This window comes from Umezawaea sp. (assembly GCF_057122925.1).
Map to the genome: position 1 here is coordinate 120,761 of NZ_DBNGPQ010000048.1, position 19,032 is coordinate 139,792.

Annotated in this window: 19 protein-coding genes and 2 pseudogenes; 6 read left to right on the forward strand and 15 right to left on the reverse strand. The window is 73.7% G+C overall.

Features of this window, described 5'->3' with window-relative positions; translation table 11 throughout:
- The 7 genes from AC156L_RS10445 to AC156L_RS10475 form a co-directional block, all read right to left on the reverse strand.
- Positions 1-1,938 carry a dipeptide/oligopeptide/nickel ABC transporter permease/ATP-binding protein gene (locus tag AC156L_RS10445; RefSeq protein ID WP_330874306.1) on the reverse strand — a complete coding sequence of 646 codons (1,938 nt, stop codon included), beginning with the start codon at positions 1,936-1,938 and terminating at the stop codon, positions 1-3.
- A 3-nt stretch (positions 1,939-1,941) separates the two neighbouring features.
- Positions 1,942-2,937 (reverse strand): ABC transporter permease, encoded by a 996-nt coding sequence (locus AC156L_RS10450; RefSeq protein WP_414719803.1) that lies wholly within the window; start codon positions 2,935-2,937, stop codon positions 1,942-1,944.
- Positions 2,938-2,961: 24 nt separating this feature from the next.
- On the reverse strand, positions 2,962-4,557 hold the full coding sequence (locus AC156L_RS10455; protein WP_330874308.1) for an ABC transporter substrate-binding protein: 1,596 nt from the start codon (positions 4,555-4,557) through the stop codon (positions 2,962-2,964).
- Between the two features lie 40 nt (positions 4,558-4,597).
- A complete protein-coding gene (locus AC156L_RS10460; RefSeq protein WP_330874309.1) occupies positions 4,598-5,986 on the reverse strand; it encodes a serine hydrolase domain-containing protein in 1,389 nt (462 codons plus the stop codon).
- Positions 5,987-6,028: 42 nt separating this feature from the next.
- The gene (locus tag AC156L_RS10465) at positions 6,029-6,553 is read right to left on the reverse strand and encodes a DUF6328 family protein (RefSeq protein WP_330874310.1); all 525 of its coding nucleotides are present in this window, start codon (positions 6,551-6,553) and stop codon (positions 6,029-6,031) included.
- 87 nt (positions 6,554-6,640) lie between these two features.
- Positions 6,641-7,159, reverse strand: coding sequence for a hypothetical protein (locus tag AC156L_RS10470; protein WP_330874311.1), 519 nt, complete (start codon positions 7,157-7,159; stop codon positions 6,641-6,643).
- Positions 7,160-7,260: 101 nt separating this feature from the next.
- Complete coding sequence (locus AC156L_RS10475) at positions 7,261-7,746, reverse strand: carboxymuconolactone decarboxylase family protein (RefSeq protein ID WP_330874312.1); 486 nt, start codon at positions 7,744-7,746, stop codon at positions 7,261-7,263.
- 169 nt (positions 7,747-7,915) lie between these two features.
- On the opposite strand from AC156L_RS10475, the gene AC156L_RS10480 reads away from it, so the two are divergent.
- Positions 7,916-8,827, forward strand: coding sequence for an RNA polymerase sigma-70 factor (locus tag AC156L_RS10480; protein ID WP_330874313.1), 912 nt, complete (start codon positions 7,916-7,918; stop codon positions 8,825-8,827).
- A 213-nt stretch (positions 8,828-9,040) separates the two neighbouring features.
- Here AC156L_RS10480 and AC156L_RS10485 read toward each other — a convergent pair.
- Positions 9,041-9,250: pseudogene (locus AC156L_RS10485) on the reverse strand (SDR family NAD(P)-dependent oxidoreductase); the annotation flags it as partial.
- A 113-nt stretch (positions 9,251-9,363) separates the two neighbouring features.
- Here AC156L_RS10485 and AC156L_RS10490 point away from each other — a divergent pair.
- Both AC156L_RS10490 and AC156L_RS10495 read left to right on the forward strand, forming a co-directional pair.
- Positions 9,364-9,930, forward strand: a complete 567-nt coding sequence (locus AC156L_RS10490) for a TetR/AcrR family transcriptional regulator (RefSeq protein ID WP_330874407.1) — start codon at positions 9,364-9,366, stop codon at positions 9,928-9,930.
- Positions 9,931-10,088: 158 nt separating this feature from the next.
- Entirely contained in the window at positions 10,089-10,805 is a 717-nt protein-coding gene (locus AC156L_RS10495) for an SDR family NAD(P)-dependent oxidoreductase (RefSeq protein ID WP_330874315.1), read from the forward strand.
- Positions 10,806-10,820: 15 nt separating this feature from the next.
- Here AC156L_RS10495 and AC156L_RS10500 read toward each other — a convergent pair whose 3' ends face one another.
- Positions 10,821-11,678: a LysR family transcriptional regulator gene (locus AC156L_RS10500; protein WP_330874316.1), complete on the reverse strand. Its 858-nt coding sequence runs from the start codon at positions 11,676-11,678 to the stop codon at positions 10,821-10,823.
- Positions 11,679-11,793: 115 nt separating this feature from the next.
- Between AC156L_RS10500 and AC156L_RS10505 the strand changes: the two genes are divergently transcribed.
- Complete coding sequence (locus tag AC156L_RS10505; RefSeq protein ID WP_330874317.1) at positions 11,794-12,825, forward strand: NAD(P)H-dependent flavin oxidoreductase; 1,032 nt, start codon at positions 11,794-11,796, stop codon at positions 12,823-12,825.
- Between the two features lie 13 nt (positions 12,826-12,838).
- Positions 12,839-13,201: an SgcJ/EcaC family oxidoreductase gene (locus AC156L_RS10510; RefSeq protein WP_330874408.1), complete on the forward strand. Its 363-nt coding sequence runs from the start codon at positions 12,839-12,841 to the stop codon at positions 13,199-13,201.
- Between the two features lie 252 nt (positions 13,202-13,453).
- Here AC156L_RS10510 and AC156L_RS10515 read toward each other — a convergent pair.
- Positions 13,454-13,981, reverse strand: a pseudogene (locus AC156L_RS10515) (helix-turn-helix domain-containing protein); the annotation flags it as partial.
- A gap of 183 nt (positions 13,982-14,164) precedes the next feature.
- Between AC156L_RS10515 and AC156L_RS10520 the strand changes: the two are divergent.
- Positions 14,165-15,352, forward strand: coding sequence for a cytochrome P450 (locus AC156L_RS10520; RefSeq protein WP_330874318.1), 1,188 nt, complete (start codon positions 14,165-14,167; stop codon positions 15,350-15,352).
- Between the two features lie 32 nt (positions 15,353-15,384).
- Here the strand turns inward: AC156L_RS10520 and AC156L_RS10525 are convergent, their stop codons facing one another.
- The 5 genes from AC156L_RS10525 to AC156L_RS10545 all read right to left on the reverse strand — a co-directional run bounded on the left by AC156L_RS10525 (position 15,385) and on the right by AC156L_RS10545 (position 19,032).
- Positions 15,385-16,119, reverse strand: coding sequence for a GAF and ANTAR domain-containing protein (locus tag AC156L_RS10525; RefSeq protein ID WP_330874319.1), 735 nt, complete (start codon positions 16,117-16,119; stop codon positions 15,385-15,387).
- 150 nt (positions 16,120-16,269) lie between these two features.
- Positions 16,270-16,644 carry an STAS domain-containing protein gene (locus AC156L_RS10530; protein WP_330874320.1) on the reverse strand — a complete coding sequence of 125 codons (375 nt, stop codon included), beginning with the start codon at positions 16,642-16,644 and terminating at the stop codon, positions 16,270-16,272.
- 270 nt (positions 16,645-16,914) lie between these two features.
- Complete coding sequence (locus AC156L_RS10535; RefSeq protein ID WP_330874321.1) at positions 16,915-17,460, reverse strand: TetR/AcrR family transcriptional regulator; 546 nt, start codon at positions 17,458-17,460, stop codon at positions 16,915-16,917.
- A gap of 31 nt (positions 17,461-17,491) precedes the next feature.
- Positions 17,492-17,920 (reverse strand): nuclear transport factor 2 family protein, encoded by a 429-nt coding sequence (locus AC156L_RS10540; RefSeq protein ID WP_330874322.1) that lies wholly within the window; start codon positions 17,918-17,920, stop codon positions 17,492-17,494.
- 158 nt (positions 17,921-18,078) lie between these two features.
- Positions 18,079-19,032, reverse strand: coding sequence for a zinc-binding dehydrogenase (locus AC156L_RS10545; protein WP_330874409.1), 954 nt, complete (start codon positions 19,030-19,032; stop codon positions 18,079-18,081).

Below are 19,032 nucleotides of genomic sequence, written 5' to 3' on the forward strand. Positions count from 1 at the left end.
TCACAGGGACTCCACCGTCTCGACCAGGTCGTCGGCGCTCAGGTCGGCGGGCAGCGGTTCGCCCGCGTGCCAGCACGCGACCCGGTGGCGCCGCGAGTCGGCCACCAGCGGCGGGTCCTCGGTGCGGCACCGGGCGTCGGCGAGCGGGCAGCGGTCGGCGTAGGCGCAGCCGGGTGGCGCGTCGGCCGGGCTGACCGGGCGGCCGGGGATCGTCGCGAGCGGCTTGGTCAGGTCGGTGGACATGTCGGGCACCGCGTCGACCAGCGCGCGGCTGTACGGGTGCCGGGCGGCGGTCGCCAGGTCGGCGGCGGGCAGGTCCTCCACGACCCGGCCCGCGTACATCACCAGGACCCGGTCGCAGACCTCCCCGACCACCGTGACGTCGTGGCTGATCAGCACCAGCGCCACGTCGTCGGCCTCCCGGATCGCGCCGAGCAGGTCGAGCACCTGCTGCTGCACGGTGACGTCGAGCGCGGTGGTCGGCTCGTCCGCGACGATCAGCGCGGGCGCGCCCATCAGCCCCATGCCGATCATGGCCCGCTGCCTCATGCCGCCGGAGAACTCGTGGGGGTACTGCCCCGCGCGCCGGTCGGCGTCGGGGATGCGGACGGCGGTCAGCCGGTCCACCGCGCGGGCCATCGCCTCGCGCCGGGTCAGGCCCTGGTGGTGGGTGGCGACCTCGGCCAGCTGGGCCCCGATGCGGCGGGTGGGGTTGAACGACGTCATCGGGTCCTGGAAGACCATGGCGAGCGAGGTGCCCAGCATCCGGCGGCGGACCGCGGTGTCGGGCGCCAGCAGGTCGGTGCCGAGCAGGTCGAGCCGGGACGCGTCGACCCGGCCGTGGTCGGCGACGAGCCGCGTGATCGCCAGCGCGGTCATGGACTTGCCGGACCCCGACTCGCCGACGATGCCGACCGCCTCACCCCGCCGCACCTCGAAGGACACCCCGCGGACCAGCCGCACCGGGCCTGCCGGACCGGGGAAGGTGACCTCCAGGTCGCGGACGTCGAGCACCACGTCGGACGACGGCTCGGGGACGTCCTCGTCGCGGACGGCGGGCTCCGGCGCGGTCGCGGGAGCGGGCGGGGCGCTCGCCCGCGCGCGCGGGCCGACGCCCACCGGGACACCGAGCCCCTTCGCGACGGACTCGCCGAAGAGGTTGAACGCGAGGCCCGCGAGGAGCACGGCCGCGCCGGGGGTGAGCGCGGCGGCGGCGTTCACGTAGATGGCGCCGATGCCGTCGTAGAGGAGGCGACCCCAGTCGAACGAGGGCGACTGGACGCCGAGACCGAGGAACGACAGGCCCGCGAACGCCAGCAGCGCGTTGCCCGCGCCGATGGTGGTGTTGACGACCAGCGGTTCGGCGATGTTCGGCAGCACGTGCCGGAACAGGATCCTGATCCGGCCGACGCCCGCCATGCCGGCGGCGGCGACGTAGTCGCGCGCCGCCACCCCGGCCACGAGGGTCTGGGTGAGGCGGGCGAACGCCGGGGCGCCCGCCAGCCCGATGGCCAGCACGGCACCGGTCGCGCCCGCGCCGAACACCACCGCGAAGAACAGCGCCAGCAGCAGGCCTGGGAAGGCCACGGCGATGTTGACCGCCGCCGTCACCACCCGGCCCGCGTGCCGTCCGAGCACGAACGGCGCCGAGCCGAGCAGCAGACCGGCCACCACCGCGATCGCGATGGCGAGCAGCGCGAGCACGATCGACAGCCGGGCCGCGACCAGGGTCCTCAGCAGGATGTCCCGCCCGAGGTTGTCCGTTCCCGCCCAGTGCTCGGCCGACGGCCCCGCCAGGATGTCGTCGGTGTCGACGGCGTCGGCGCCCGCGCCCCAGAGGACCGGTCCGAGGCAGGCCAGTGCGACCACCGCGACCACGAGCACGGTCGCCGTGAGCCCCACCGGGGTGCGCACGACCCGCGACCAGCGTCCTTGCATCCGTCAGACCTCCCGGATCGTCGAGCGGGGATCGAGCAGGGCGAGCGCGACGTCCACGACGAGGTTCGTGATCAGCACGCCGACGCCGTAGACGAGGACGATCGCCTGCACCACCGGGTAGTCCTTGGTGAGGATCGACTGCACGATCGTGCTGCCCAGTCCCGGCCAGGCGAACACGTTCTCCACCAGCACCGTGCCCGCGACCATCGAGCTGAGCAGCAGCCCGCCCAGCGTCAGGGCCGCGGTGACGGCGTTCGGCAGCGCGTGTCCCAGGTAGACGGTCCTGGCGGGGAGCCGCTTGGCGCGGGCCGTCCGGACGAAGTCCGCCTCCAGCACACCCACCATCTCGACGCGGACGATCCGCGCCAGGATCGCCGCCGCCCCGATCGCGAGCGAGAACACGGGGAGCACGTACGCCGCCGCGGTCTCGTTGCCCGCCACCGGGAGCAGCTCCAGGCGGATCCCGAAGACGTAGATCAGCGCCACGCCGATCAGGAAGTCCGGCACCGTCGCCACCACGATGCTGGTCGTGGTGAACGCCAGCTCCGTGCGGCGCCCGTGGCCGCGCCGGGTCAGCACGCCCATGAGGACCCCCAGCGGGATCGCCACGACCACGGCGGCCAGGAACGCCAGCACTGCCAGCTGGAGCGTCGCGGGCAGCCGCTGCGCGATGACGTCGGACACCGGCAGCTGCGAGGAGATCGACGTGCCGAGGTCGCCGGTGACCAGCCCCCGCAGGTAGTGCAGGTACTGGGTGAGGATCGGGTCGTCCAGCCCCAGCGCCTGCCTGCGGGCCTCGACCAGCGCCACCGGCGCCGTGGGGCCGAGCGCCCCGCGGACCGGGTCGCCGGGGATGAGGTGGATCATGGCGAAGGACGCGGTCACCAGCACCCAGAGCGACACCAGCAGCCGCCCGAGGCGCCGGACCGCGAACCGCGCCCACGGACGGGCCTGCTTCCCCGCCTCGACCCGGACCGGGCTCGGAGCCGTCACGCTCACCGACATGTCCACCGTCCCCCGTCGCTACTTCGCCAGCACGCGGATGCTCGTCGGGATGAGCTGGCCCGGCGTCCGGAACTCCGCGCCCTTGCCGAACGTGCGCACGACCTTGGCGGCGAACGGCACGACGTCCGCCTTGGCGATCAGGCTGGACTCCGCGGCGAGCCAGTCGGCGCACCCCGCGACGCCCGCGGTCGTCATCGCCGCGGCGACCGCCTTGTCGTAGTCCGCGTCGGCGATGGCGGCGAAGTTCGTGCCGTCGGGAGAGGCCGGGCCGGACAGGAAGGGCACGAGCTGGTCCGGGCTGCTCACGTTGAGCGAGACCCAGGAGACGTCCCAGTCGCCCGCACCGAAGATGGTGCTGGTCAACGTGGTCTCGTCCTGGCTGCGGGCGGTGGCCTCGACACCGACCGCCTTCCACTGCTGCACGGCGAGTTCGGCCGCGGCGTCGCCCGCGCTGCCGTTGTTGTTCTGGTAGAGGAAGGTCACCGCGAGCGGCGTGCCCCCCTTGGCGCGCTTGCCGTCGCTCCCCGCGGCCCAGCCGGCTTCGTCGAGCAGCGCGGCGGCGGCCTCGGCGTCGAAGGCGGGCAGCGCCTTCGAGACCGAGTCGCCGGGGCAGGCGACCGGCTCGTTCGCGGCCAGCGTCGTCGCCCCGGAGCCCTTGTCGGAGGTGAGGACCTTCCGCAGCTGGGCGAGGTCGAGCGCCCTGGTCAACGCCATGCGCACCTTCGGGTCGGCGGTCACCCGGCCCGCGGCGTGGTTGTACCACTGCTCCCCCACCAGCGCGGGGGTCTGCGCGGCGAACAGCCCCGACTTCTCCAGCCGCTCCGCGTCCGGCCCGTTCACCTGCGCGGCGTTCAACCCGCCGGACAGCAGCAGGTTCGCCGCGGTCGTCTCGTTCTGCACCACCTTGACCACGACCGTCTTCGGCAGCCCCTTGGTCGCGGTCGTGGCACCGCCGGGTCCCCACGTGTAGCCGTCGCGGATCGTGTAGGTGTAGTGGTCGCCCGGCGCGGCCTCGGTGAGCTGGTAGGGCCCGGTGCCCGAGGTGCCCGTCTTCAGCGCGGAGCGGTCGGCCATCCCGGTGGGGCACACCACGGGCAGGCTCGCCAGTCCGTTGAGGACGAACGGCGCGGGCTGGGGCAGCGTCACGGTCACGGTGCCCGCCGCGTCGTCGCCCACCGACGTGGCTCCCGCCGGGAAGAAGGTGCCCAGGAAGGGGCTCTTGTTGTTCGGGTCGGCGACGAAGTTGAGGTTGGCCGCGACGTGGGAGGCGGTCAGCTTCGCCCCGTCGGCGCAGGTGACGCCGTCGGCCAGGGTCAGCGAGACCGTGGTGCCCTCGACCTTCCAGGTCTTGGCGAGGCCGGACTTGATCTCGCCGGTGCCGCCGTCGACGCTGAGCAGCGGGTCGTAGGCGAACTGGGAGACGGTGAACAGCGTGGAGCCCGCGCCCATCTGCGGGTCGAGGCTGCCGGGGTCGGAGGAGACCCCGAGGGTGAAGGTTCCGCCGTCGACGACCTGGGCCTCGCCGCCGCTGGTCGAGGTGCCCCCGCAGCCCGCGAGCGCGGCGGCGACCAGGCAGAGGGACAGGCCGTAGGTGCCCGTTGTGGTCCGCTTCATGGCGGTTCCGTTCCGTGCGGTTCTCGTGGGATGGGGGTCGTCAGGCCCCGGCGCGACGTACGGCGCGGCCGAGGTGGAGGTAGAGCGCGCGGCCGGTGCCGTCGTCGCCGAGGAACGCGTGCGGCATGTGCATCCCGCGATCGGCCTCGAGCGGGATCAGCAGGTCGTCGCCGTAGTGGACGAGTTCGGTCCGCTCGACCTTCCCGCCCATGTCCACCAGCGCCCCCTTGGGGACCTGGTCGATCCAGATCCGCTGGTCGTCGTCCTGGCTGACGGTGAGGTCGAAGACCTCCGCCGAGTAGGTGCCGACGTAGCGCCGGGCGTCGATCCTCGGCGGTTGCGCGGGCGGCGCGGGCAGCGGGGGCAGTGCGACGTCGGCGAGTTCGGCGAGCACGTGGCCCACGACGTCGTGGTGCAGCGCGAACATGTCGCCGCCGTTGGTCAGCAGCGCGACCACCAGCCCCGACTCCGGGACCATCCGCAGGAACGCGCCCTGCCCGATGGTGTTGCCGTCGTGGCCGACGAGCGTGCCCTCCGGCGTGTCGAACCGCTCGAAGCCGAGCCCCCACGAGGTCCCCATGAGCCCGAGCGGGGGCAGGTCCACCTCGCGGTCGTGCATCCTGGCCGCGGTGCCGGGAGCCAGGACCGCGGTGCCGTCGGCCGCCCGGCCGTCCTCCAGGTGCATCCTGGCGAAGGCGACCAGGTCGCGGGGCCGCATCGCGAGCGTCGAGCCCGCCGGTGCGTTCGACCGCGCCAGCGCCCACACCGGAGCGGGGACGTAGCCCGCGCCCGGCTCCAGCTCGACGTGGCCGACGGCGGCGCGGAACATGATCGCCTCGTAGGGCCCGGTCGCCGCGTGGGTGAGCCCCAGCGGCGTGATGAGGTGGTCGCGCAGGCAGGCGTCGTAGGACTTGCCGCGCAGCACCTCGACGAGCCTGCCGAGCACGCAGTAGCCCGCGTTGTTGTAGGAGAACCGCTCGCCGGGCGGGAACAGCTGCGGCACGCCGTGCAGCGTCGCGACGTACTTCTCGACGCAGTCGTCACCGACCCCGGTGTCGGTGAAGATGTCGCCCTCGAACCCGGCGGTGTGGTTGAGCAGCTGCCGCACGGTGATCCGCCGGGCGGCGTCCTCGTCCGCGACGCGGAACTCCGGCAGGTACGTCCGGATGGGCTCGTCCAACCCGACCGCGCCCTCGTCGACGAGCTGCATGACCAGCGTGCTGGTCCAGAGCTTGGTGATCGACCCGATCTGGAAGACGGAGTCGGTGGTCGCCTCGACCCCGGTCGCCTTGCTGAGCAGGCCCGCGGCACCGTCGACCACCTGGTCGCCCTGGAGCACGGCCCACGCCGCACCCGGTACATCGTGCTTGGCGAGCAGGGACGGAAGCCGCTCGTCGAGCCAAGCGTGAACCTCGTGAAGGTTGCCCATGCACGATGATGCTAGGAACGAAGCGGACCGATGTGTTCGTCGTCACGGATGACTTGGCGGCTCCCGCTTGGTCGGGTGCGACAAGTCCGGGTCGTCGGGGGCGTCGATGCCGTCCCGTCCGCGTTCGCGGAGCGGGAGGACGAACCAGAGCGTCGCGAAGCCGACACCCGCCACGACGCCGAACGCGATCCCGACCCACCCGCCGACGACGACCTCACCGAGCAGCAGGACGGTGCCGGTCATGGCGCAGGCCAGGGTGCCGAGGCCGACCACGGTGAAGCGGTGGGCAACCTCGATGACGTCCTCGCGCCTGCCGCGGCGGAACAGCGCCCGGTGCCACGCGACCGGGGCCGTGAGCAGCGCGACCGACGCGGCGGCGAACAGGACCGTGACCAGGTGGGTGGCCCTGACGTACCGGTCGACCTCCTGGTAGCGGTCGGTGAACACGATGGTGAGCAGGAAGCCGAACAGGATCTGCACACCGGCCTGGGCGACCCGCAGCTCCTGGAGCAGCTCGTTGAGGTTGCGCCTCCACCGGTCCTGGTCGCGCTCCTCTGCCCGGCTCATCTGCTCGTGCGCCTCCCCAGCGGGATCGGACGGACCCCGCGACCCTCGCACCGCGCGCCGCCGACCGCCACACGAGCCTCGGCCGTCTCACGTCACGCGCAGGCGCACGACCAGCTCCTCGACCGTCGCGATGGTCACGTCGGGGACGTCGGGCAGCGCGAACTCGACGGGTTCGGCCAGCGCGTACTCGTCGCCTTCGGGCGGGAAGGCCGTCCGCGCGGCGCTGAGCCGGACGGGGTGCCGCCCCACCGCGCCGACCGTGCTGTCCGGCTGGACGACGGTCAGCGTGAAGGCCCCCACCAGCTCGTTCGCGAACCGCGACGGGGCGTCCGGCAGGGGCCGCAGCACCCCGGCGGCGCTGTCCTCCAGCTCCAGGGTGATGGTGCCGCCGTCCTCGGGGCCGCCCGCGTCGGGCAGGTCGCCGGTCAACCGCAGACCGACCAGCCGGGTCCCGACGGAGTCACCGGAGCCCTCCTCCACCCGGACGCGGCACTCGCCGACGAGGTCGACGAGCACCGGCCTGGAGCGCAGGGTGACCGCCGCGCCGGACACCCGGCAGCTCAGCTCCACCTCGACACCGACCGACGGGAGAACGGCGCGTGACATGGCACTCCTCGCTGTGCGGAACGCGGACAGGACCTCACCGCCGGTCTACCCCGGTGCGCGGGCGCCAAACGGGCCGAGGTGGGCCCGGCCGCGAACGGCGGTCAGCCCCTCATGGCGTCGAACGCGCCGGGTTCGTAGGAGCCCGCCGGGTTGCGCGCGATGACGTTCATCCGGTTGGCCGCGTTGATCAGGCCGACCAGGCAGATCAGCGCGGCGAGCTGGTCGTCGTCGTAGTGCTCGCGCGCCCGCGCCCAGGTCTCGTCGGACACGCCGTGGTGGGTGTCGGCGAGCCGGGTGCCCTCCTCGGCGAACGCGAGCGCCACCCGCTCGGCCTCGGTGAACACGGTGGCCTCGCGCCAGGCCGCGACCAGGTTGAGCCGGACCGCCGTCTCGCCCGCGGCCGAGGCCTCCTTGGTGTGCATGTCGACGCAGAAGCCGCAGCCGTTGATCTGGCTGGCGCGCAGCGACACCAGCTCCTGCGTGGTCTTCGGCAGGGCCGACTGGACGATGACCAGGCTCGCGTTGGCGAACCGCTTGCCGAACCTCGCGGCGGTCTCGTTGTGGAACAGGTCGATGCGGGCGTCCATGGCTTCGTCCTCACTCGTGGTGGTGCGATCGGTCGACCACGAGTCGTCCGCGGCGCTCCCGCCGTGACAGCGCGGTGGCGTGACGAGCGCCATGCGGCGCGGGTGTCACGGAACGGTGGTGAGCGGCGTCTGGCGGGTGACACCGGTGAGAGCGAAGAGGAGCTGCCCCATGCCCGACACGGCGCGGACCGAGACCGACGACCGCCCCGACCCCGCCACGGAGGCGTTCCTCAGCCACCGCAACCTGCTCTTCACCGTGGCCTACGAGATGCTCGGCTCGGCGGCCGACGCGGAGGACGTGCTCCAGGAGACCTGGCTCCGGTGGGTGGGCGTCGACCTCGACACCGTGCGGGACCGACGCGCGTTCCTGGTCCGGATCACCACCCGCCAGGCGCTGGACAGGCTGCGCGCGCTCGGCAGGCGCAAGGAGTCCTACGTCGGCTCCTGGCTGCCGGAGCCGCTGCTGACCGCGCCCGACGTGGCGGAGGACGTCGAGCTGGCCGACAGCGTCTCGATGGCGATGCTGCTGGTGCTGGAGACGCTCGCGCCGACCGAGCGGGCGGTGTTCGTGCTGCGCGAGGTGTTCGACCTCGGGTACGACGAGATCGCCGACGCCGTCGACAAGACCCCGGCCGCCGTGCGCCAGATCGCGCACCGGGCGCGGGCGCACGTCGCCGAGCGCCGACCGCGCGGGGCCGTCTCCCCCGCCGAGACCCGAGCCGCGTTCGAGGCCTTCCAGCGGGCGACCGAGACCGGCGACCTCCAGGGGCTGCTCGACGTCCTCGCGCCGGACGTCGTCCTCGTGGGTGACGGCGGCGGTGTCAGGCAGGCCGTTCCCCGGCCGATCGTGGGAGCGCTCAAGGTGGCCCGCCTGCTCACCTCGGGGCCGGGCCGCGACGCGGCGGCGTGGCTGCGCCCCGCGCAGGTCAACGGCCACCCGGCGATGGTCCTGCACCGGGACGGGGAGGTGGACACGGTGCTGGCGATCCGCATCGACGACGGTCTGATCACCGGCATCTACGCGGTCCGCAACCCCGAGAAGCTGTCGCACATGGAGCAGGAGACGTCGCTGAGCCGGTGAGTCCGGACCACCCACCGTCCTCCCAGGACACCCCGGTGACCGGCGGAACGGCCAGGTCCCGTCGGCGGGGTTCACCGACCATAGTGAGCACGTCGCCGCGGTCGGGCCTCCACCCCAGCTCCGAGCGCGCGCGGACCCGGCTGGACGCGGCGAGGACGTCGCCGCGGTCGAGGTGATGTCGACGACGGTGCCGTGCCCGCGCTCGGCCACGGCGGGGACGGGAGCGCCCACCAGGAGGAGCGGTGCGCGGGTGTTGACGGCGAAGTGCCGGTCGAAGCCGTCGGCGGTGGTGTCCGGCGTGCTGGTGAACGCGTGGATGCCCGCGTCGTCTACCAGGACGTCCACGTCGCCCGCGTGGGCGGCGAGAGCCCGCACCTCGTCGGCGTCGGCCAGGTCCGCGGTCACGCACCGGGTCCTGCCGCCGCGTTCGCCGACCTCCTCGACGAGCCGGGCGCCCCGCTCCGGGTCGCGGCCGTGGGCGAACCACCGAAGCCGCGCCGCCTGACCCGAAGGGCAGGGCGACCAGGGACCGCATCATCGAGGCCGCGACCGAGCTCATCGCCCGCAACGGCGTGGCAGGCACCGGCATCGTGGACGTGCGCGCGGCGGCCGGGGTGAGCGGATCGCAGCTCTACCACTACTTCGACAGCAAGCAGGCGCTGATCAGGGCGGTCATCACCAGGCAGGCCGACGCGATCGTGCGGGCGGACCAGCCGAGGATCTCCGCGCTCGACAGCGTCGAGGCGCTGCGCGCGTGGGCCGACGCCGCGATCGAGCGGCAGCGGGAGAACGGCAGCCGCGGCGACTGCAACCTCGGTTCCCTCGCCGGTGAGCTGAGCGTCCGCGACGAGGAGTCCCGCACCGACCTCGCCAACGGCTTCCCGCGCTGGAAGGACCTCATCCTCGGGGGTCTGCGGGCCATGCGCGAGCGCGGGGAGCTGCGGGCCGACGCCGACCTGGAGGAACTCGCGCTGTCGCTGCTCGCGGCGTTGCAGGGCGGTGTCCTGCTCTCGCAGACGATGCTCCAGGTCGCGCCGCTCGAAGCGTCGATGAACGCCGCGCTGGCCTACGTCGGTTCGTTCGCCACCGGCACCGGGCGGTGACGCCCGCGGCGTGACCGCGCCGAGTCCGGTGTGGACCCGGTGATCCATTACCGGGAGGCATCGATCCGCCGGAGCAGGCATTTCACAGGCTTTCCGGACGCGCCTAGCTTTTGTGGTGACAGGCGAACAGCCCAGACCACACCGGAACGGACAGCACCATGACGAACAGCATCCAGAAGGTCGCCGTCATCACCGGCGCCTCGCAGGGCATCGGCGCGGCACTCGTGGAGGCCTACCGCAAGTCGGGCTTCGCGGTCGTCGCCAACTCGCGCTCGATCGCCCCGTCCACCGAGCCCGACCACGTCACCGTGGCGGGCGACATCTCCGACCCCGCCGTGGCCAGGGCCGTCATCGAGACCGCGGTGCGCGAGTTCGGCCGCGTCGACACCCTCGTGAACAACGCGGGCATCTTCATCGCCAAGCCGTTCACCGAGTACACCGACGAGGACTACCGGGCCGCGATCGGCGTCAACCTCACCAGCTTCTTCACCACGACCCAGCTCGCCGTCGACCAGATGCTGCGGCAGGGCGGGGGCGGTCACGTCGTGCAGGTCACCACGAGCCTGGTCGACCACGCGAACAGCAGCGTCCCGTCGGTGCTGGCCTCGCTCACCAAGGGCGGCCTCCAGTCCGCGACCAAGTCGCTGGCCATCGAGCTGGCCACGCGGGGCGTGCGGGTGAACGCGATCTCCCCCGGCATCATCAGCACGCCGATGCACGCCCCGGAGACGCACGCGGCCATGGCGAGCCTGCACCCGGTGGGGCGCATGGGGACCATCGACGACGTCGTGGACGGCGTGCTCTTCCTGGAGAACGCGCCGTTCGTCACCGGTGAGGTGCTGCACGTCGACGGCGGCCAGAGCGCGGGCCACTGACCCGCGGGCACGACGTCAGCCGCGGTCGCGGGCGGAGTCGACGGCCGCCTCGACGAACCGGCGCATCAGCCGGGGCAGGCGGTCCGGCAGGAACGCGATCGAGACGGGGCTGGACGGGGCACCGATGAGCGGGATGAAGCGCACGGCGGGGTGGATGTTGCGGCGCATCGCCACCTCCGGCACGACACCGATGCCCCGGTTCGCCGCGACCGACTCCAGCCACTCGTCGAAGTTGTGGGTCTCGACGACCTCGGTCGGACGGCCGCCGCCGGTCCACGACCACGGTCCGGTGGTGCCGCTGACGGTGTTGACCACCAGCGGCCACCGGCCGACCTCGTCCCAGCGCACCTGCTCGGCGTCGGCGAGGTCGGAGTCCGCCGAGCACACGGCGACGCGCACCTCGTCGAACAGGTGCACGACCCGCGCGGGTGAGCCGCCGTCGACCGGGCCGCGCACGACGGCGACGTCGATCCGGCCCTGCACGACCCCGACGAGGGGGTCGTCCACCCGCACCAGCGACACCCGGCTCCCGGTGGCCCGCTCGAAGCGGGTCAGGGTGCCCTGGGCCCACGGATCGGGCAGCAGCCAGCTGAACCCCATCCGCACGGTCACCCGCTCGCGCGTCGAGGCCAGCGCCTGGTCCACGGCGACGAGCACCTGCTGAGCCCGTTCGAGGAACTCCGCGCCCACGGCGGTCAGCTCGACGTGGCGGGAGTCGCGGTCGAGCAGGCTGACCTCCAGCACGGCCTCCAACTGCTTGACCGTCCGCGTCAGCGCGGGCTGGGTGATCAGCATCTGCTCGGCGGCACGGGTGAAGGAGAGCTGCTGGGCCACCGCGACGAACGCCCTCAGGTGACGCAGCTCGACATCCATGACCGGTGAGTATAGGTGCACCGCACCAGGCATTTCCGCCGCGGACAGCGCACGCCTACCGTCGTTTTAGGACAGTTCACGACCCGGCCCGAGGAGGGCGGGGAGGAGGAGACCGATGGGCACCAGCTTCCTGGACGACCTCGGCGTGGCGCTGCCGGTGCTGGCCGCTCCCATGGCGGGCGGACCGACGACGCCCGACCTCGTCGTCGCCGCGGCCTCGGCCGGGGCGCTCGGCTTCCTGGCGGGCGGCTACCGGACCCCGGAGCAGCTCGGCGAGCAGATCGCGGCCGTGCGGTCGGCCACGGGCGCGTTCGGGGTGAACCTGTTCGCCCCGAACCCGGTCCGGGTCGAGAGGGCCGCCTACCGCCGCTACCGCGACGCCGTGCGGGCCGACGCCGAGCGGTTCGGCGCCGCGGTCCCGCCGGAGCCGGTCGAGGACGACGACCACTGGCGCGACAAGGTCGACCTGCTGCTCGACCACCCCGTCCCGGTCGTCTCGTTCACCTTCGGGCTGCCCGACGCCGCCGCGGTGGCGGCGCTGCACCGGGCGGGCAGCGTCCTGGTGCAGACGGTGACCTCGGCCGACGAGGCGCTGCGGGCCGTCGACGCGGGCGTCGACGCGCTCGTCGTGCAGGCCTCGGCCGCGGGCGGCCACTCCGGGACCCTGACGCCCGACCGGATCCCGCCGGAGAAGCCGCTGCGCGAACTCCTCACCGAGGTCAACCACGCGGCGGGCCTGCCCAAGATCGCCGCGGGCGGTGTCGTCGACCCCGCCGAGGTCGCGGCGATGATCACCTGCTGCGCGCGGGCCGTCCTGGTCGGCACGGCGCTGCTGCTCGCGCCGGAGGCGGGCACGTCCGCCGCGCACCGCGCGGCCCTGCTCGGCGCGGACCGCGGCGACACCGTCGTCACGCGCGCCTTCACCGGACGGCCCGCCCGCGCCGTGCCGAACCTCTTCACCGCCGCCCACCACGACCACGCGCCGTCCGGCTACCCGGCGCTGCACCACCTCACCAGGCCGATGCGCGCGGCGGCCACCGCCGCGGGCGACCCCGAGCACGTCAACCTGTGGGCGGGCACCGGTTACCGGCAGGTGCGCCCGCGGCCCGCGGCCGACACGCTCACCGACCTCGCGCGCGACCTCTGAACGGAGAAGGACCATGAACGACGAGGACATCCTGACCGGGGTGCTCGACGAGTGGAAGGCGGGCGTCGACGCGCACGACCCCGAGCGGGTCGCCGCCACCTTCACCGAGGACGCGGTCTTCCAGGGCCTGCGCCCCTACTCCGTCGGGCGCGAGGGGGTGGCCGCGTACTACGACGGCCAGCCGCTCGGCCTGACCGCGGACCACCGGGTGCTCGAAGTCCGACGGCTCGCCGAGGACGTCGTGCTCGGCTACGTCGCCGTCGACTTCGGCTTCACCGACCGACCGGCGCTGGCGGTGCTCCTGGGCGTGGTCCTGCGGCGGGTCGACGGCGCCTGGCTCATCGGCCACTACCAGGTGTCCCGGCCGACCCCCTGAGCCGGGGAACGGCCCGCCGAGTTCCCCGCCGATCACGGCCCGCCAGTGCCGCGCGGACCGGATGATGTCGCCGCCGACGTGGTCCAGGAGGCGGCCCGCCGCCGCGAGCCTGGCCCCGACGGCGGTGTCGGTCCCGAAGACGTCGGCACCGCGCAGCGCGGTCGCGGCGAGCCGCTGGTTGGCACGGGCGCCGACGACGGCGGAGCGGAAGCCCGCGTCCTCGTCGACGGAGTAGCGGTAGCGCCTGCTCCCGGTCTCGCGCTCGCGGCGGACCAGTCCCTGCTCCAGCAGGAGGCCGACGGCGTGGGAGGTGGTGGCCGCGCTGACCCCCAGCTCCCGCGCCAGCTCGGCGGCCGTGCGGCTGCCGGTCTCGGAGGTGGACAGGCACGCCAGGGCACCGGCGGCGGTGCGCGGCAGGCCGGTCGCGACGAGCGCCGCGGTGAAGTCGGCGACGAACGCCGCCGCCAGCTCGGGAGCGAGGCCGCGGTGCTCGCCGACGCGCCGCGCCACCGCCTGCGGCCGGGGCCTGCGCCGGGCCCGGTGGGTGGTGGCGAGCTGCGCCAGGTCCGCGCGGTAGCGGCCGGGTCCGCCGTTGCGCGCCACCTCGCGGCTCACCGTGGACGTGGGGCGGCCCAGCAGCCGGGCGATCCCGGCGTAGTCCAGCCCGCGCGCCAACCCCGCGGCGATCTCCCGCCGGTCGGCGCCGGTCAGCCTGCGTCCTGGCATCCGCCCAGCACCCCCGCTCCGTCGCCGCCAGTATGTGCGGGCGTCGAGGACCATTGCAACGCGACCACCTGTCAGAGCATTAATCGGCACGGTCGTTGCAATCGGCGATCACGACCACCACCAGCGCGAACCCTCCTGGCGACGAGCGTTGCCGGTGGATCGGTCTTCGGCCCGTCCCTAATGTTCGGAGCCGGTCGCCGGGCACCCGGCGGCCTCCGCGGACGAACGAGGGAGACCATGATCGAGTCCGCCGTCGACCTGCCCACCGGACGGACGCCGGGCTGTCCGTTCGACCCTCCTGCCGAGCTGACCCGCATCGGCGCCGCGGCCCCGCTGACCCCGCTGCGCTTCCCGGACGGGCACGACGGGTGGCTGGCCACCGGCTACGGCACGGTGCGCCAGGTGCTGGCCGACCCGCGGTTCAGCAGCCGCGGCGAACTCCAGCACTCGCCGCTGCCGGGGTTCGAGGGTGTGACGGCGCCGCCCGCGCGGCCCGGCGACTTCCTCAAGATGGACCCGCCGGAGCACACCCGGTACCGGAAGCTGGTGGCGGGCAGGTTCACCACGCGCCGGATGGCGCAGCTCACCGAGCGGATCGAACTCGTCGCCGCGGAGCACCTCGACGCCATGGAGCGGCACGGCGGGCCGATCGACCTCGTCACCGCCTACGCCCAGCCCATCCCCACCACGGTGATCTGCGAGCTGCTCGGCGTCCCGTACGCCGACCGGGGGCGCTTCCAGGCCGACGCCGCCAGGCTGTTCGGGACCGACACCGCGCCGGAGGGCAAGCACGAGGCGTTCGAGTCGCTGAGCGGCTACGTCCGCGACCTGGTCACGGCGAAGCGCGCCGCACCGACCGACGACGTGCTCAGCGAACTCACCACGACCGACCTGACCGACGACGAACTGGCCGCCGTGGGAGGTCTGCTCCTCGCGGCGGGCCTCGACACCACCGCCAACGTGATCGCGCTGGGGACCTTCGCGCTGCTGCGGCGGCCCGAGCGCTGGGCGGCGCTGCGCGGCGGTCCGGACGTGGTCGACACGGCGGTGGAGGAGCTGATGCGCTACCTCACCGTCGTGCCCGTCCTCGCGCGGGTGGCGCTGGAGGACGTCGAACTCGACGGCCACGTGGTCGGGGCGGGGTCGACCGTCGTGCTGGCGGTGGCGGCGGCCAACCGCGACCCGGCGAGGTTCACCGATCCCCACGTCCTGGACCCGCACCGCGCCGCCGTCGGCCACCTCGGCTTCGGCCACGGCCCCCACTTCTGCCTCGGCAGGCAGTTGGCGCGGGTCGAGATGCGCGTGGCGTTCCCCGCACTGGCGGCCCGGTTCCCCCGGCTGCGCCTGGCCGTCGCCGCCGAGGACGTCCCGCTGCGCGAGGGGGCGGACGTCCACGGGGTGACCGCGCTCCCGGTCACCTGGTGAAACCCGCGGCGGGGCCGGTTCGCCGCGGGGGTTCAGCCCACGGGCCTGCTGACCTCCGCGATGAACTGCGTGGCGACCTCGTGGAGCCTCTTGTTCTGGCGCTGCGACTGCTCGGCCAGGATGCGGAACGCCGAGTCGGCGTCGACCCGCCGGACCGCCATGATGACGCCCTTGGCCTGGTCGATCACCGCTCGCGAGGCCAGGGCGCGGCGCAGGTGCTCGGCGTTCTCCTTGGCCAGGGCGTACTGGCGGTGCGCGCGCAGGATCGCCTCCACCGCGGTCGAGTAGAGCGCCAGCGCCTGCCCGTCCAGCTCGACGAAACCCCCGTCGGAGGCGCCGTAGCAGTTCACGGCGCCCGAGAAGCCCTCCTCCACGACCAGCGGCGCCGACAGGAAGCTGCCGAACCCGGCCGCGTGGGCGTCCCGACCGAAGTCCGGCCACCGGTCGATCGCCTCCCGAGCGGTCGCCCGCACCAGCTCACCGGTGCGCGAGGCGTGCAGGCACGGGCCGTCGCCGATCCGGTACTGGTCCTGGTCGAGCCTCTGCACCAGGTCGCTGGTGGCCGCGGCGGTGCGGGCCTTCCCGTGGTCCAGCAGGGTGATGGTCGCCTGCCGCACCTCCGGCAGCGCCGTCACCACCTGCTCGCACGCGCTCTGGAGGAGGACCTGGAAGTCCTCGTCGCCGTCCAGCGCCTTGGTGAGCCCCAGCAGGGCGCTCCGCACCTCGTCCAGCGGACCCGGCGAGGCCGAGTCGGGTTGCAAGCGCATTCCTTCTCCCGTCGCACTCTCGGACGTCCACCACAGTGCACCGCTCGCGGACCGGCCCCAGACCACACCTCGATCGCTCACGACCTGGTCGGTGTCTACCCGTTCGCGGCATGATCCATGCCTTCCTCCGTGCCGACGGCGCACGGCGGCTCAGGACGTGGCGGCCAACGCCTCGGGCACGCTCGCGTACAGCTGGAGCACCTCGTCGAGCATCGTGGCCCGCAGCGCGCGCAGGGGGTTGCGGGCCGGGGCGACCACGCGCAGCGGCGTGCCCTGCCGTTCGCCGATCTGGTGGTGCTGCACCAGCAGCGACAGCCCGACCGAGGCGAGGAAGTCGACGGCGGTCAGGTCGACCACCACCGGGAGCCCGCCTCGCGCGGCGGCGGTGAACGCCGCGGCCAGCCCGTCGCCGAGGACCGGGGCGGTGGAGGTGTCCACCTGTCCGGCCACCCGGACGACGACGGCGTCGTCCCGGTGCTCCTGCTCCACCCGTACCGGTTCGACGTACTCGTCCTCGATCGACATGCCGCCTCCAGACGCCTCTGGCTCCGCTCACCAGAACCGTAGCCTGCCGCCGGAGGCGGATCGTGGAGCCGAGGGCGCTCGGCGGCACCACCCTCGACGTCCGGGAGGGCGAGCTGGTCGGTCCGGTCGGACCGAACGGCTCCGGCAGGACCACGCTGGTCGACCCGCTGTCCGGCCGCCCCGCGGCGAGGTCCTGGTGGGAGGTGAGGACGTCACGCGCCCCGCCCCGGATCGCGCACGTCGGGCGTCCTGGGCCTGTGAGCGCCGCGGTCAGGTGCGCAGCGTGCGCGCCCAGGGAGCGTCGACCGCGGTGGCGTCGATCGCCACCACGACGTTGCTGAGCAGGGCGTCCGCGAAGTACCGGCGGATCTGCTCGTCGGAGGCACCGGACACCGCCCGGACGTGCTCGACCTGCTTGGCGTAGCAGCGGCGCACGGCCTCGCCGATGACCGGTTCGGCCGCGCAGCACTGGGCGTGCACCAGGATCATCAGCAGGGCCCGGTCGGCGATGACCTCGTCGTAGGAGGCGGTCAGCGCCCGCAGCACGTCCTCCGGGTCGGTGCTCGGCGCGGACGCCGCCGCGGCGGCCACGGACTCGCGCAGGAGGTCCGAGCAGTGGTCGACCAGCGCGGCGAACAGCGCTTCCTTGTCCTTGAAGAGCCGGTACAGGTAGCCCTGCGAGATGCCCGCGGCCTTGGCCACGTCCATCGTCGAGGTCCCGTAGTACCCGCGCTCCGCGAACGCCTCGATCGCGGTGCGCAGGACCGTGGCCCGGCGCTGCTCGGCGGTGGAACGCTGTCGCGTGCCGCTGTCCATGTGCTCGACCAACTCTCGTGCGCGGGCCGCGTCAGCCCTCGCCGAGCGCCTCGGCGACCACCAGCGGGTTCCAGAAGTCGACGTAGCGGCTGATCCTGCCACCCTCGGTCTCGACCACGCAGATGTAGGTCTGGTCGTAGGGCCGACCGGTCGCCAGCGCGACCCCCGTGCCCTTGAGCTCCGCGATGACCAGCGAGGGGTCGACGGTCTCGTGGAAGCGCAGGTCGGTGAAGTCGACGCGGAAGTTCTCCGAGAAACCCCTCAGGTGCCCGGCCAGGCCCTCCCGGCCCACGACCCGGCTCGGGTAGCCCTTCGGGGCGTAGGGGAACTCCAGCACCCCGTCCTCGGTGAACAGCTCGGCCCACTCGGCGGTCCGCCCGGCGGCCAGGTGCTCCAGGTGGGTCCGGAACGTCCGCTGGGCGGTGGTTCGAACGCTGTCGGTGGTCTGCGGAGCGGACACGGTGTCTCCCATGCTTAGTAAGCGGTTGACCACTTACTTTCCAACCCAGATGAATGCCCAGTTCACGGCATCACCGATGAGTCAGGAAGTGCGAGTGGTCACAAGTAAGTAATCAACCACTTTCTTCCTCGGCCGTCAAGCGGCGGCCGCCCGCGCGGTCACGGGACCAGCACCATCCGGCCGCCGACCCGGCCCTCGGCCTGCCGCTCCCACGCCGCGGCGACCTCGGTCAGCGGCACGGCCTCGTGCGTCACGGACAGCTCGCCGCGGACGATCGCGCCCGCCACGACACCGATGCCCTCAGCCCGCTGCGCGGCGGTCAGCTCCTTGTTGGTGTACCCGAGCAGCCTCAGGGACCGGCCGTAGAGCACCGAGGCGTCCAGCGGGCACGTCGACCCCGCGCTCGCCCCGAGCGTGACCATGCGGCCGCCGGGCCGCAGCACGTGGGCGGCGGCCGCGGCGGGAACGCCGAACAGCGGGTCGAGCACGAGGTCGGCCGAGCCGTCGCAGGCCGCGAGGAAGCGGCCCACCAGCTCGGGGTGGTCGTCGGTGTCCAGCGCCACCACGGCGTCGGCGCCCGCGGCGGCGGCACGGGTCCGCGCGGTCGCGGACCGGGCGGCGGCGACGACCCGACGCGCTCCGGCGAGGCGCGCCAGCCGCACGGCCGCCTGCCCCACGACACCACCGGCGCCGAGCACGACGACCTGCTCCCCCGCCACCAGCCCGCCGCGCCACGTCAGCGCCATGTGCGCGGCCACGGCCGACAGCCCGGCCGCGGCGACCAGCACCGGGTCGGCCCCGGAGGGCAGGTCGACCAGGTCGGCGCGGCGCACGGCCACCGCGTCGGCCATGCTGCCGTCCTCCGGTGCCATGCCCGCCGCCGTGGGGAACCACACCAGCCGCCCCTCGGCCGTGCCCACGCCCTGGACGCCCGGCACGTAGGGCGTGCGCGGCACACCGTGGTAGGACCTCCCGCCCGCGCACAGGACGTCCAGCGGCGTGATCGGCGCGGCCAGCACCCGGACCACGACCTCGCCCAGCCCGGCGCGGGGCGTCGCCCGGTCGACCACGACCGGGGGCAGACCGGGCAGGCGGATCTCGGCCGCGCGCAT

Bases quoted from the DNA above. Each gene is read 5' to 3' on its own strand.
- AC156L_RS10445 (WP_330874306.1), bottom strand. From the start codon at position 1,938: ATGCAAGGACGCTGGTCGCGGGTCGTGCGCACCCCGGTGGGGCTCACG.
- AC156L_RS10455 (WP_330874308.1), bottom strand. From the start codon at position 4,557: ATGAAGCGGACCACAACGGGCACCTACGGCCTGTCCCTCTGCCTGGTC.
- AC156L_RS10460 (WP_330874309.1), bottom strand. From the start codon at position 5,986: ATGGGCAACCTTCACGAGGTTCACGCTTGGCTCGACGAGCGGCTTCCG.
- AC156L_RS10465 (WP_330874310.1), bottom strand. From the start codon at position 6,553: ATGAGCCGGGCAGAGGAGCGCGACCAGGACCGGTGGAGGCGCAACCTC.
- AC156L_RS10470 (WP_330874311.1), bottom strand. From the start codon at position 7,159: ATGTCACGCGCCGTTCTCCCGTCGGTCGGTGTCGAGGTGGAGCTGAGC.
- AC156L_RS10475 (WP_330874312.1), bottom strand. From the start codon at position 7,746: ATGGACGCCCGCATCGACCTGTTCCACAACGAGACCGCCGCGAGGTTC.
- AC156L_RS10480 (WP_330874313.1), top strand. From the start codon at position 7,916: ATGCCCGACACGGCGCGGACCGAGACCGACGACCGCCCCGACCCCGCC.
- AC156L_RS10495 (WP_330874315.1), top strand. From the start codon at position 10,089: ATGACGAACAGCATCCAGAAGGTCGCCGTCATCACCGGCGCCTCGCAG.
- AC156L_RS10500 (WP_330874316.1), bottom strand. From the start codon at position 11,678: ATGGATGTCGAGCTGCGTCACCTGAGGGCGTTCGTCGCGGTGGCCCAG.
- AC156L_RS10505 (WP_330874317.1), top strand. From the start codon at position 11,794: ATGGGCACCAGCTTCCTGGACGACCTCGGCGTGGCGCTGCCGGTGCTG.
- AC156L_RS10510 (WP_330874408.1), top strand. From the start codon at position 12,839: ATGAACGACGAGGACATCCTGACCGGGGTGCTCGACGAGTGGAAGGCG.
- AC156L_RS10520 (WP_330874318.1), top strand. From the start codon at position 14,165: ATGATCGAGTCCGCCGTCGACCTGCCCACCGGACGGACGCCGGGCTGT.
- AC156L_RS10525 (WP_330874319.1), bottom strand. From the start codon at position 16,119: ATGCGCTTGCAACCCGACTCGGCCTCGCCGGGTCCGCTGGACGAGGTG.
- AC156L_RS10530 (WP_330874320.1), bottom strand. From the start codon at position 16,644: ATGTCGATCGAGGACGAGTACGTCGAACCGGTACGGGTGGAGCAGGAG.
- AC156L_RS10535 (WP_330874321.1), bottom strand. From the start codon at position 17,460: ATGGACAGCGGCACGCGACAGCGTTCCACCGCCGAGCAGCGCCGGGCC.
- AC156L_RS10545 (WP_330874409.1), bottom strand. From the start codon at position 19,032: ATGCGCGCGGCCGAGATCCGCCTGCCCGGTCTGCCCCCGGTCGTGGTC.